The 11,458-nt window shown below is 73.4% G+C and carries 13 protein-coding genes; 7 read left to right on the forward strand and 6 right to left on the reverse strand.

What is annotated here, in order from left to right; all coding sequences use genetic code 11:
- From ACFE86_RS17625 to ACFE86_RS17645, 5 genes are all read left to right on the forward strand, one after another.
- Positions 1-1,064 (forward strand): 30S ribosomal protein S1 (locus tag ACFE86_RS17625; RefSeq protein ID WP_375456622.1); only part of this gene is annotated, 1,064 nt, incomplete at its 5' end.
- Positions 1,065-1,442: 378 nt separating this feature from the next.
- Positions 1,443-2,426 (forward strand): signal peptide peptidase SppA, encoded by a 984-nt coding sequence (gene sppA / locus ACFE86_RS17630; RefSeq protein ID WP_375456623.1) that lies wholly within the window; start codon positions 1,443-1,445, stop codon positions 2,424-2,426.
- A gap of 47 nt (positions 2,427-2,473) precedes the next feature.
- On the forward strand, positions 2,474-2,785 hold the full coding sequence (locus ACFE86_RS17635) for an integration host factor subunit beta (protein WP_375456624.1): 312 nt from the start codon (positions 2,474-2,476) through the stop codon (positions 2,783-2,785).
- Positions 2,786-2,859: 74 nt separating this feature from the next.
- Positions 2,860-3,210, forward strand: coding sequence for a lipopolysaccharide assembly protein LapA domain-containing protein (locus ACFE86_RS17640; RefSeq protein WP_375456625.1), 351 nt, complete (start codon positions 2,860-2,862; stop codon positions 3,208-3,210).
- 24 nt (positions 3,211-3,234) lie between these two features.
- Complete coding sequence (locus ACFE86_RS17645) at positions 3,235-3,879, forward strand: phosphoribosylanthranilate isomerase (protein ID WP_375456626.1); 645 nt, start codon at positions 3,235-3,237, stop codon at positions 3,877-3,879.
- Between the two features lie 6 nt (positions 3,880-3,885).
- Here the strand turns inward: ACFE86_RS17645 and ACFE86_RS17650 are convergent, their stop codons facing one another.
- Positions 3,886-4,596, reverse strand: a complete 711-nt coding sequence (locus tag ACFE86_RS17650; RefSeq protein ID WP_375456627.1) for a GNAT family N-acetyltransferase — start codon at positions 4,594-4,596, stop codon at positions 3,886-3,888.
- The gene (locus ACFE86_RS17655; protein ID WP_375456628.1) at positions 4,593-5,225 is read right to left on the reverse strand and encodes an FMN-binding negative transcriptional regulator; all 633 of its coding nucleotides are present in this window, start codon (positions 5,223-5,225) and stop codon (positions 4,593-4,595) included. The genes ACFE86_RS17650 and ACFE86_RS17655 overlap by 4 nt, the downstream gene beginning before the upstream one ends.
- 91 nt (positions 5,226-5,316) lie before the next feature.
- Between ACFE86_RS17655 and ACFE86_RS17660 the strand changes: the two genes are divergently transcribed.
- Together ACFE86_RS17660 and ACFE86_RS17665 are read left to right on the forward strand one after the other, a co-directional pair.
- A complete protein-coding gene (locus tag ACFE86_RS17660) occupies positions 5,317-6,828 on the forward strand; it encodes a PLP-dependent aminotransferase family protein (protein WP_375456629.1) in 1,512 nt (503 codons plus the stop codon).
- Positions 6,829-7,056: 228 nt separating this feature from the next.
- A complete protein-coding gene (locus ACFE86_RS17665) occupies positions 7,057-7,584 on the forward strand; it encodes a hypothetical protein (protein WP_375456630.1) in 528 nt (175 codons plus the stop codon).
- 58 nt (positions 7,585-7,642) lie between these two features.
- Here the strand turns inward: ACFE86_RS17665 and ACFE86_RS17670 are convergent, their stop codons facing one another.
- From ACFE86_RS17670 to ACFE86_RS17685, 4 genes are all read right to left on the reverse strand, one after another.
- Entirely contained in the window at positions 7,643-8,785 is a 1,143-nt protein-coding gene (locus tag ACFE86_RS17670) for a hypothetical protein (RefSeq protein ID WP_375456631.1), read from the reverse strand.
- A gap of 69 nt (positions 8,786-8,854) precedes the next feature.
- Complete coding sequence (locus ACFE86_RS17675; protein WP_375456632.1) at positions 8,855-9,907, reverse strand: ABC transporter ATP-binding protein; 1,053 nt, start codon at positions 9,905-9,907, stop codon at positions 8,855-8,857.
- Positions 9,904-10,974 carry an ABC transporter ATP-binding protein gene (locus ACFE86_RS17680; RefSeq protein WP_375456633.1) on the reverse strand — a complete coding sequence of 357 codons (1,071 nt, stop codon included), beginning with the start codon at positions 10,972-10,974 and terminating at the stop codon, positions 9,904-9,906. The genes ACFE86_RS17675 and ACFE86_RS17680 overlap by 4 nt, the downstream gene beginning before the upstream one ends.
- Positions 10,971-11,458 (reverse strand): ABC transporter permease (locus ACFE86_RS17685; protein WP_375456634.1); only part of this gene is annotated, 488 nt, incomplete at its 5' end. The genes ACFE86_RS17680 and ACFE86_RS17685, both read right to left, overlap by 4 nt.

Genomic DNA, 11,458 nt, shown 5'->3' on the forward strand with positions numbered 1-11,458 from the left:
ATCTCGGCGGCATCGACGGCCTGCTCCACGTCACCGACATGGCGTGGCGCCGCGTGAACCACCCGTCCGAGGTCGTGACCATCGGCCAGACGGTCAAGGTCAAGATCATCAAGATCAACCACGAGACCCACCGCATCTCGCTCGGCATCAAGCAGTTGCTCGCCGATCCGTGGGAGGGCATCGCCCAGCGTTATCCGGTCGAGGCCAAGCTCAAGGGCCGGGTCACCAACATCACCGATTACGGCGCCTTCGTGGAGCTGGAGCCGGGGATCGAGGGCCTGATCCACGTCTCCGAGATGAGCTGGACCAAGAAGAACGTCCATCCGGGCAAGATCGTCTCCACGAGCCAGGAGGTCGAGGTGCAGATCCTCGAGGTCGATCCGGTCAAGCGCCGCATCTCGCTCGGCCTCAAGCAGACCCTGCAGAACCCCTGGGAGGGCTTCGCCGAGAAGCACCCGGTCGGCTCCGAGGTCGAGGGCGAGGTCAAGAACAAGACCGAGTTCGGCCTGTTCATCGGGCTCGAAGGCGACGTCGACGGCATGGTCCACCTCTCGGACCTCGACTGGAACCGGCCCGGCGAGCAGGTGATCGAGGAGTTCAAGAAGGGCGACATGGTCAAGGCGCAGGTTCTCGACGTCGACGTCGAGAAGGAGCGCATCTCGCTCGGCATCAAGCAGATCGGCGGCGATCCCTTCGCGGAGGCCGGCGACGTCAAGAAGGGTCAGGTCGTGACCTGCGAGGTGGTCGAGGTCAAGGATTCGGGCATCGAGGTCAAAATCGTCGACAGCGACATGTCGAGCTTCATCCGCCGCGCCGAACTCGCCCGCGACCGCGGCGACCAGCGCCCCGAACGCTTCGCCGTCGGCGAGAAGTTCGACGCCCGGGTGATCCAGTTCGACCGCAAGGCGCGGCGCGTCCAGCTCTCGATCAAGGCGCTCGAAGTTGCCGAGGAGAAGGAGGCCATGGCCCAGTTCGGCTCGGCCGATTCCGGGGCCTCGCTCGGCGAGATCCTGGGCGCGGCCTTCAAGAAGGCCCGCACCAGCGACGACGTCGAGGAGAAGTAGCCGGCATCGCGCGGCCGTCCGGTCCATCCGGGCGGCCGCGCGGCGGCGGTCCGGGCTCGCGCGGGGCATCCGTCCCGCGCGGGCTTTTCTTTTGACGATGCAACCTCAAGGACGTGCGGGTTTCGCGCGGCCGGCCCCTGGTTTCGCGCGGCCGGCCCCTTGCCGGTCCGTGGCCGGCAGGGCTAGAACACCGCTTCCGGGCAACCGCCCGGCGCCCACGAGTCCAAGCCTGCCAAGGACTTGGTCCGTACCGGACTCCGCGGTGCGGGACGGCTCCGCGGCGTGGGCGTCCCGTGCGCCCCTGCCCCGGCCCGGAAACCGCCGGACGGACGACATCGACCGGCGCGAAGGCCGGAACGCCAGGGAGCAGACCATCGCATGGCCGCTGACGCCGAACTCCTGATCGACCGGCGGCGGTTGCGCCGCAAGCTGTCCCTGTGGCGCGTCGTCGGCATCGGCGGCCTGGTCGTCGCCGCCGGGGCCGTGGGCCTGCGCGCCCGCGCCGGCACCGACGCGCCCCTGTTCGGCGCGGCCCAGCCGCAGATCGCCCGCATCTCGGTCTCGGGCTTCATTGCGGGCAGCGAGGCCACCGCCAGGCTGATGAAGCGGGTCGGCGAATCCACGGCCGTGCAGGGCGTCGTCGTCTCGATCAACTCGCCCGGCGGCACCACCACCGGCTCCGAGGAACTGTTCCGCAACCTGCGGGCGCTCGCCGAGAAGAAGCCGATCGTCGCCTTCGTCGACGGCACGGCGGCGTCCGGCGCCTACATCACCGCGATCGCCGCCGACCACATCGTCGCCCGCGAGACATCGCTTGTCGGCTCGATCGGCGTGCTGTTCCAGTATCCGGACGTGTCGGGGCTGCTCGACAAGGTCGGCGTCAAGGTCGAATCGGTGAAGTCCTCGCCGCTCAAGGCCGAGCCGTCCGGTTTCACCCCGACCTCGCCGGAGGCGCGCGCCGCGCTGGCCGCGGTCGTCGGCGACACCTATGCCTGGTTCAAGGCGCTGGTCGCCGAGCGGCGCGGGATGGATGGCCCCCAAGTCGCCACCGTCTCCGACGGGCGGGTGTTCAGCGGCCGCCAGAGCGTGCCGCTGAAGCTCGTGGACGAACTCGGTAGCGAGCGCCAGGCGGTCGCGTGGCTGGAGAGCGCGCGCAAGGTGCCCAAGGACCTGCCGGTGAAGGACTGGAAGCCGGCCGACGAGCGCGGCTTCGGCCTGTTCTCGGCAATCGGCCTCGGCGCGGATCTGCTCGGGTTCGAGGGCCTGTCCGCGCGGCTTGGCCAGATCGGCGCCGAGGCGCAGGCGGCCGCCCGCGGCGGCATGCTCGTGATCTGGCGCCCGAGCCCCGCCGACGCACCCTGACCGCGGGTTTCGAGATCCGCGCACCGGAACCAGAAGACCGGACACCCATGATCAAGTCGGAGCTCGTCCTCAGGATCGCCGAGCGGAACCCGCACCTCTACCAGCGGGACGTCGAGACGCTGGTCAACGCGATCCTCGACACCATCGCCGACGCGCTCGCCCGCGGCGACCGGGTCGAGCTGCGCGGCTTCGGTGCGTTCTCGGTGAAGCGCCGCGACGCGCGCCGCGGGCGCAACCCGCGCACGGGTGCCGCCGTTGCCGTCTCGGAGAAAGCCATCCCTGTGTTCAAGACCGGCAAGGAGATGCGCCTGCGCCTCAACGCGGCCGGGATCGGCGAGAGCCGGTCCGCGGCCGAGTAGACCGGGCGTGAGGCATGCCGCCGACGGCCTCTCGGGCGTCGCGGCACGGAACGAACGTGGTTCGGAGAGAATCGATGATCCGCTTCCTCAAGAGTCTGGTGCTGCTGCCTATCGCGGTCGTCGTGATCCTGCTCGCGGTCGCCAACCGCGATCCCGTCCGCCTCTCCCTCGATCCGTTCTCGCCCGATCCGGTCTTCAGCGTGACGCTGCCGCTCTACGCGATCCTGTTCGGCGCGGTGGCGCTCGGCATCGTCGTCGGCGGCATCTTCGCATGGCTCGGGCAGGGCGAGACCCGGCGCCAGGTGCGCCGCCGCGGCCGCGAGATCCGCCGCCTTGAGGGCGAGACCGCCCGCCTGAAGACCTACGCGCCGCCGGCGCCCGGCGCGGCGCTGCCGAACCGCACGGCGCTGCCCGCTCCGCGCTGAGGCATGCGGGGTTCTCGTCCGGCCATGCCGACGCACGTCAAGATCTGCGGCCTGAGCACGCCCGAGACGCTCACCGCGGCGCTGGACGCCGGCGCCGACTGGATCGGCCTCGTCCGATTCGAAAAGAGCCCGCGCCACGTCGATCTCGACACCGCCCGCACGCTGTCCGCGTTGGCACGCGGCCGGGCCGGGCGCGTGGTCCTGTTGGTCGATCCCGACGATGCGACGCTGGCCGCCGCGGTCGCGGCGATCGACCCGGACCTGATCCAGTTGCACGGCTCCGAAAGCCCGGAGCGCGTCGCCGCGATCCGGCACCTGACCGGCCGGCCGGTGATGAAGGCGCTCGGCATCGCAGGCCTCGCCGACCTCGACCGGGTCCCGGCCTATGCCCGCGTCGCCGACCGCCTGCTGCTCGATGCCGAGCCGCCGCCCGGCGCCGACCTCCCCGGCGGCAACGGCCGCGCCTTCGACTGGGACCTGCTCGCCGGCGCCGCCCTGCCGCCCGGCTGGATGCTGTCCGGCGGCCTCGACGCTTCGCGCGTCGCCACGGCGCTCGCCCGCACCGGCGCCACGGCGGTCGACGTGTCCTCCGGCGTCGAATCGGGCCCCGGCGTCAAGGACCCGGACCGCATCGCCGCCTTCGTCAGGGCGGCGCGCGCCGCTGGCTGAAACGGATCATCCCGCCCGGATATCGGCGAGCGAGCGCCGCTGCCGCCCGGCGGCATCGAAGTTGTCCGCGGCGAGCCACGCCCGGAACGCCGCCCGCAGCCGCGGCCATTCCGCGTCGGTGACCGAGAACCACGCGGTGTCGCGCGAGCGGCCCTTGGTCACGATCGCGTTCCGAAAGACGCCCTCGAAGGTGAAGCCGTAGCGGAGCGCGGCCGCGCGCGAGGGCGCGTTGAGGGCGTCGCACTTCCACTCGTAGCGGCGGTAGCCGAGTTCGTCGAAGGCGCGGGCCATCATCAGGGCCATGGCTTCCGTCGCGGCCGGCCGCCGCGCCAGCGACGGGCCGAAATGCAGGTGCCCGACCTCGATGACGCCGTTCCCGGGATCGATCCGCAGATACGACGCGATCCCGATCGCCCGCTGCGTGTCCGCATCGACGATGGCGTGGAACAGCGGGTCGGTGCCGGCCGCCATCCCCGCCAGCTCGGCCCGGTAGGCGGCTTGCGTCTCCGGCAGGGTGCCGCCGAGATAGGTCCAGCTCCGCCGGTCGGGCGCCGCCGAGAACGCCGAAAACAGGTCGCCTGCGTGGCGCTCCGCGTCGAGGGGCTCGACCCGGCAGGTTCGCCCCGGCATCGCGGTCCGCGGTGGCGGCGGGCGCGGGCTCCAGTCCGGCAGGGCCGGGCCGATCGGCTGGCCGAATTCGTTCTCGCGCGCGCTCATCGCCCACTCCTGTCCTCGACCAGGGCCGCCATCCCTTCGTCGCCGCCCGTCTCGCGAAAGCCGGCGATCACGCCTTCGCGGTCGGCCGCCAGTCGGTTCTGGCTGACCTTCCACTTGCCGTGGATGCGCGCCACCGGGATCTCGATCCCGACGATGCCCCTCACCTGCGCGTCCGTGAACGGTTTCGGAGCGTCCTCGACCGACCACGGCTCAGGCCGCGCGGCCTCGTGCACGTCCGTGAGGTCGGCGATCTGGCGGCGGAGCCAGTCCGCGTCGGCGATCACCCGCGGCCGGCCCCAGGCGTGGACGGTGGCGTAGTTCCAGGTCGGCACCACTTTGCCCGTCTCGCGCTTGGTCGCGTACCACGACGGGGTGACGTAGCCCTGCGGGCCCTGGAACACCACGAGGCAGTCTTCGACCTGCGCCAGTTCCTGCCATTGCGGGTTGGCCCGCGCCAGGTGCGCGCGCAGCGTGCCCCGCTCGGACGCGGCTGGATCGATCAGGAACGGGATCGGGTTCGCCATCAGGCCGCCCGGCCCGGCGGTGACGAGGAGCCCGAGGGGATGGGCACGGATCAGGGCGTGCTGCGCCCCGAGGTCGTCCTCCCGGAAATGCGGCGGCTGGTACATCACGGCATCCTCGGCCCGTCGGATGCCCGGACTTGACCGAAAGGCGGCCCATACGAAAGATCCAGTTTTTCACGATCGACTGGACCGCTTCGTGCTGAAAGCTCGTGCCGGTGGAGCGTTGCCGCTCGTCCTCGCCCTCGATTCCGATGCGTCGACGCCCCTGCACGTGCGGATCGGCGATGCGCTCCGCGCCGCGATCCTGGAGCGCCGGATCGCGCGGGGTGCGCGGCTTCCCGCCTCGCGGGTGCTCGCCGAGGATCTCGGCTGCGCCCGCGGCACCGTGCTCGCCGCCCTGGAGCGGCTCGCCGCCGAGGGCTACCTGACGGCGCGGGCGGGCTCCGGCACCCGCGTGGCGGCCACCCTCCCCGACGACCTCCTGCCCGCCGCCGGCCCGTCGGAGGCGGCCTCGCCGCCCGCCTCGTCGCCGCCGGCCCTGTCGCGGCGGGGCGCCGCCCTGACGCGGGCGCCGCGGCACGCCTACCTCGCCGCACCCGCAGCGCCTGACGCCTTCGCCCTCGGGCGCCCCGCGCCGGACGCCTTCCCGTTCGCGGTCTTCGCCCGCCTGCTCCAGGCCGAGTGGCGTGACGGTGCGCCGCCGCCCCATCCGCTCGGCGACCCGCGCCTGCGCGCCGCCACCGCGGCCTACCTCTCGGCCACCCGCGGCGTCGCCTGCACGGCCGACGACGTGATCGTCACCGCGGGCATCCGCCAGAGCCTGCGCCTGCTGGCGCACCTGCTGCTCGATCCGGGCGAGGCGGCGTTCGTCGAGGACCCGGGATTTCCCGGCATCGCGCTGGCGCTGGTCGAGGCGGGGGTCCGGCCCGTGCCGGTGCCGGTCGGGCCCGGCGGCCTCGCGATCGATCGCGTGCGCGCCGCGGCGGCGCGCACGCGGCTCGCCGTGGTCACGCCGGCGCAGCACTATCCCCTCGGCCACGCCATGAGCCTGGAGAACCGGCTGGCGCTGCTCGCCTGGGCGGAGGCCGCCGGCGCCTGGATCGTCGAGGACGATTACGGCGGCGAGTACCGCTATGCCAGCCGCCCGCTCAGCCCCCTGCGGGCGCTCGACCGGACCGGCCGGGTGATCTACGCCGGCAGCTTCTCCAAGCTGCTGCTGCCCGCCCTGCAACTGAGCTACCTCGTGCTGCCGCGCGGGCTCGCCGCGCCGGTGCATCGGGCGCTCGCCGAGACCGGCCCGGCGCCCTCCGGCCTCGGCCAGGGCGCGCTCGCCCGCTTCATCGACGAGGGCCATCTCGGCCGGCACCTGCGCCGGACGCGCAATCTCTACGCCGCCCGCCAGGCGGCCCTCCTCGCCGCCGCCGGCCGCCACGCGGCGGGACTGCTGGAAATCCCGCCGCTCGAGGGCGGGATGCACCTCGTCGCCCGCCCCGGCCCGGCTTGGCCCGCAGGCCTCGGCGATGTCGCCGCCGCCCGCGCCTGCGCCGAGGCCGGCATCGCGACGGTGGCCCTCTCGGCCTATCACGCCGATCCCGAAGCGGCCGCGCCGGGGTTGCTGCTCGGCTACGCCGCCGTCCCCGAGCGGGCCGTCGCGCCGGCCGTGCTGCGCATGGCGGAGGCCCTGCGTGCGGCATACGCCCGGCCGTGACGCGTCGCCCGCCGGCACCGGTCGGTTCGGCGGGACGGTGATTGTCTTCGGTTGATCATCATCTGCCGCCGCGACAGCTAAAGACACTATCTCGCTGCGTGCATGCGCATGAAAACGGCATCGCGTGTGCCGCCACACCGCATCCGGCCGGCACCGGGATCAAGCAGATCCTGGCCGGACGGGGCGCCCTCGTCGTCGGCCCCTCGCGCTTTCGGAAGGAACACGACCATGACGATCAAGCCCGTCCTCGCAGCCCTGTCGCTGTGGGCGCTCGCCACGCCGGCGCTCGCGCAGGGCACCGCGGCCCAGCGTGCCGCCTGCTCCCCCGATACCTTTCGCCTGTGCGCGTCGCACATCCCCGATGTCGGCGCGATCACCGCCTGCCTGCGCAGCGAGCGGTCACGCCTCAGCCCGGCCTGCCGCACGGCGATGGACGAGGCTTCGCCGGCGGTGCGGCAGGCCGAGGCCCGCCCGGCCGCGCGGCGGGCGGCACGCCGGGACGAGCGTCCGACCGTGCGTCGGGCGGCGAGCCCGCCCGCGGCCCGCGTCTCCGTCCGGCAGGTCGGCCGCGTGCGCGTCGTGACACGGACCGTGGTGGTCTACCGTGACCGCCCGCGCCACGCGGGCGTTCGCCGCAACGGATACGGCGGCGGCTCGCAGATGGCCCAGGCGGCCTACTGGATGGAGCGCATCGGCGGCATGAGCGAACGCTTCGGCGGCCCCTCGATCGCCGGCATGATGGGGATGCTGCAGTAGCGGTGTTCCGGACGCCGGAGCGCGGCTCGCGTCCCGGCCATCCCGAATCGGGCCGGCCTCAGCCGAGCCCGTCCAGGCGTTCGAGGAAGCGTTCCTTGCGTGCGTGCCGGGTGCGGATGCCGGCGAGCCGGCGCGCGAAGTCCGGCAGCGCGCCGGCCTCCTCCGCCACCGTCCGCAGGTCGGCGAGCAGCGCCGCCGCGCGGTGGTAGCCGGAGGCGGTGCGGCGCTCGGCCTCGCGCTCCACGTCGCGCCACGCGCCCGCCCCGCGGCGGCGCGTCGCGTCGATCCGGGCGCGGCGGACCGTCTCGGCGGCCTCCGCTTGCCGCCGCCGCTCGGCCTCGGCGCGCTCGGCCTCCCGGCGCTGCCGGGCGCGGCGCTGCGCCTGCGCGCGGCCGCGCAGGTCGCCGGCCGTGCGCGGCGCGGCGGGCGCCTCCGCCGGGCCGGCGGCCCGCACCCGCGCCCGCAGCTCGGTCGCCACGTGGGGGTCGCCCGCCGCGACCCGCACCAGCATCGCGATCCGCTCGCGCTCGGGGATCGCCGCGATCACCGCCCGCGCGGCCTCCGTCGAGGGCGGATCGCCCGGCGCGGCGCCGCTCCGCTCGGCGGCGGCCGCGACGAGGTCGGGATCGAGGCGCAGGAAGTCGGCCAGCGCCGCGAGCGGGCCGCTGAGCGGCCCGAGGCCCGGCAGCGGCGGCGCGTCGGGCGGAACGTCGCCGGCCTCGACCGCCGTCAGCCACAGGAGGTAGAACAGCCGCAGGTCGCCCGCGAGCACGTCGGCCCGCAGGGGCACGAGGGTGCCGAGCGTGTCGTCGCCGCCCTCGTCGTCCGCCTCGGTCCAGCCCGCGAACGCGTCGTCTTCGTCCTCGCGGACGATGTCGAGGATCAGGTCGTCGCCCGAGGCGGCGAGCGTGGCGTCCGCGACCGGCCGCAGCATCGCGCCGAGGCGGCGCTCGTCCACGAGCCGCTTCGGCAGGCGCAGCATCAGGCGCCGCGTGCCCCAGTTGGCCGCGTACAGGTGCAGGTCGAACCACGTCCGCACCAGCTCGGCCGGATCGCCCTTGAAGTCGCCCCATTCGTAGTGGTTCGTGAAGCGGCTGGCGGTGATCCGCGCGCGGGTGGAGAGCGCCCGCAGCGCCTTGCGGTCCGCCTCCCCGAGCGGCCGGTCGACCGCCAGGAAGTCGTAATACTGGTACTCGCTCACCTCCAGCCGCCCTCCCCTCGACAGGCAACCTATCGGCTCCCGCGGGCGGCCGTCCATCCCGCGGCGGCCTCAGGCCGGCACGGCCTGCGCCATCCCGGCCTTGGCCGGCTGCGGCCCGGCGCGATAGGCGGCCGAGGCCTCCGCCGTGCGCCAGCAGGCGGCCAGATGCCCGTCGCCTAAGTGCCCGCCGCCGACTTCGACCGAGGGCGGCGTCTGCCGGCACCTGTCCTCGGCGAGGAAGCAGCGCGGCGCGAAGGGGCAGCCGGGCGGACGGTTGGCCAGATCCGGCGGGCTCCCCGGGATGGTCTGGAGGCGGGCGCCCTTGGCCAGCGCGCCCTCCGCGCGGCTGCGCAGCAGGCCGATCGTGTAGGGGTGGTGGGGATCGAGCACCACCTGATGCGCCGTGCCTGTCTCGACGATGCGGCCGGCATACATCACGCTGATCCGGTCGGCGACCTCGACGGCCGCGCCGAGGTCGTGCGTCACCAGGATGATCGACAGGCCGAGGTCGCGCTGCAGCTCGCGCAGCAGCAGCAGGATCTGGATCTGCACCGTGGCGTCGAGCGCCGTGGTCGGCTCGTCGGCCAAGAGCACCTGCGGCCGGCAGGCGAGCGCCAGCGCGATCATCGCGCGCTGGCGCATGCCGCCCGACATCTCGTGCGGGTAGGCGTCGAGCCGCCGCTCCGGGCTCGGGATGCGCACGCGCTCGAACAGCGCCAGCGCGCGCTGCCGGGCGCCGGCCGCGTCGATCTTTTCGTGCCGCCGCACCGCCTCGGTGATCTGGCGGCCGACGGTGTAGACCGGGTCGAAGGCGAGCAGCGGCTCCTGGAAGATCATCGCGGCGATGTGGCCGCGGAAATCGGCCAGCTCGCGCCGCGACAGCGCGAGCACGTCGCGGCCCGCCACGGATATCCCGCCCCGCGTCCGGCTGCGCCCTTCCGGGAACAGGCGCAGGATCGCGCGCAGCGTCACGCTCTTGCCCGAGCCCGACTCGCCGATCAGCGCCATGGCCTGGCCGCGCTCCAGCCGCAGGTCGACCCCGTCGACCACCTCGACCTTGCCGAAGCCGACCTTGAGATCCCTCAGTTCCACCGCCGGAGCGGCGGCGGCCCCGGCGCTCATGCCGCCACCTGCTGCGCGGCCGGCGCCAGCGAATGGCCCGAGCCGGTCTGGCGGGCAAGGCATGCGGCCTGATGCAGCGGTGCGATGGACGCGAGCGGGGGCGCCGCTTCCGAGCAGACCGGTTCCGCGATGCGGCAGCGGGGATGGAAGCGGCAGCCTTCGGGCGGGTCGATCGGGTTCGGCGGGTCGCCGGTGAGCAGCGCGGCCTCGGTGCGGTTGTCGGGATCGAGCGAGGGCATCGAGGCGAGCAGCGCCTGGGTGTAGGGGTGGGCGGGCTCGGCCAGCACCGTGTCCGAGGGGCCGAGCTCCGAGACGCGCCCGAGATACATCACCATCACCCGGTCGCAGATGAAGCGCACCACGTTGAGGTCGTGGCTGATGAACAGGTAGGTCAGGCCGAACTCGGCCTTGAGGTCGAGGAGGAGGTTGAGCACCTGCGCCTCCACCGACTTGTCGAGTGCCGAGACCGCCTCGTCCAGCAGGATCAGGCGCGGTTCCAGCGCCAGCGCGCGGGCGATGTTGACGCGCTGGCGCTGGCCGCCCGACAATTCGTGCGGGTAGCGCCCGGCGAAGCGCTTCGGCTCGAGGCCGACGCGGGCCAGCAGGCTGCGCGCCCGCTCCACCGCCTCGCGGCTCCCGACGCCGTTGACCTTCGGCCCGAACGCGATCGACGCCTCCACCGTCATGCGCGGGTTGAGCGAGGCGTAGCTGTCCTGGAACACCATCTGCACCTGGCGCCGGTAGGCGCGCCACGGCAGCGCGCGTGAGCCGACCGGCTCGCCGTCGAACAGCATCTCGCCGTGGTCGCGCGCGATCAGCCCCATCAGGAGCTTGGCCGTCGTCGACTTGCCGCAGCCGGATTCGCCGACGATGCCGAGCGTCTCGCCCTTCATCGCGGTGAAGTCGACGCCGTCGACGGCCCGCACCACCGACTTCTTCCCCCCGACGCCCTTGCGCACGGGGAAGTGCTTGACCAGGCCCGAGATCGAGAGGAGCGGCTGGGCCGGGCCGCCGCGGTCGCGGATCGCCGCGGTCGCGACGTCGGCCGGCTGGACGATGACGCTCACTGGCGGATCTCCATGGCGCTCCGCAGGCCGTCCGAGAACAGGTTGAACGAGATCGAGACGATGAAGATCGCGAGCCCCGGCAGCGCCGCGACCATCGGGTTGACGTAGATCGCCGTGCGCAGCGTGTTGAGCATCAGGCCCCATTCCGGCTCCGGCGGGCGCACGCCGAGGCCCAGGAACGAGAGGCCCGAGGCCAGGATCATCGAGACCGAGATCAGGCCCGTGGAATAGACGAAGATCGGCCCGACGACGTTGCCGAGCACCTGCACCCGCATGATCGTCAGCGCCGAGGCGCCCGAGAGGCGCGCCGCGTCGATGTAGTCGCGCGACCGGATGCCGGTGGTGACGCTCTCGGAGATGCGGGCGATCTGGGGCACGAACACGCAGGTCAGCGAGACGATCGCGTTGAAGATGCCCGCGCCGAGCGCCCCCGAGAGCGCGATGGCGAGCAGCACCGAGGGGAAGGCGAAGAACACGTCGATGG

Source organism: uncultured Methylobacterium sp., assembly GCF_964244095.1.
Taxonomy (GTDB): Bacteria; Pseudomonadota; Alphaproteobacteria; order Rhizobiales; family Beijerinckiaceae; genus Methylobacterium.

Excerpts from the sequence above, each read along its gene's own strand:
- sppA (WP_375456623.1), top strand. The coding sequence starts at position 1,443 with ATGGCCGCTGACGCCGAACTCCTGATCGACCGGCGGCGGTTGCGCCGC.
- ACFE86_RS17635 (WP_375456624.1), top strand. The coding sequence starts at position 2,474 with ATGATCAAGTCGGAGCTCGTCCTCAGGATCGCCGAGCGGAACCCGCAC.
- ACFE86_RS17640 (WP_375456625.1), top strand. The coding sequence starts at position 2,860 with ATGATCCGCTTCCTCAAGAGTCTGGTGCTGCTGCCTATCGCGGTCGTC.
- ACFE86_RS17645 (WP_375456626.1), top strand. The coding sequence starts at position 3,235 with ATGCCGACGCACGTCAAGATCTGCGGCCTGAGCACGCCCGAGACGCTC.
- ACFE86_RS17650 (WP_375456627.1), bottom strand. The coding sequence starts at position 4,596 with ATGAGCGCGCGCGAGAACGAATTCGGCCAGCCGATCGGCCCGGCCCTG.
- ACFE86_RS17655 (WP_375456628.1), bottom strand. The coding sequence starts at position 5,225 with ATGTACCAGCCGCCGCATTTCCGGGAGGACGACCTCGGGGCGCAGCAC.
- ACFE86_RS17665 (WP_375456630.1), top strand. The coding sequence starts at position 7,057 with ATGACGATCAAGCCCGTCCTCGCAGCCCTGTCGCTGTGGGCGCTCGCC.
- ACFE86_RS17675 (WP_375456632.1), bottom strand. The coding sequence starts at position 9,907 with ATGAGCGCCGGGGCCGCCGCCGCTCCGGCGGTGGAACTGAGGGATCTC.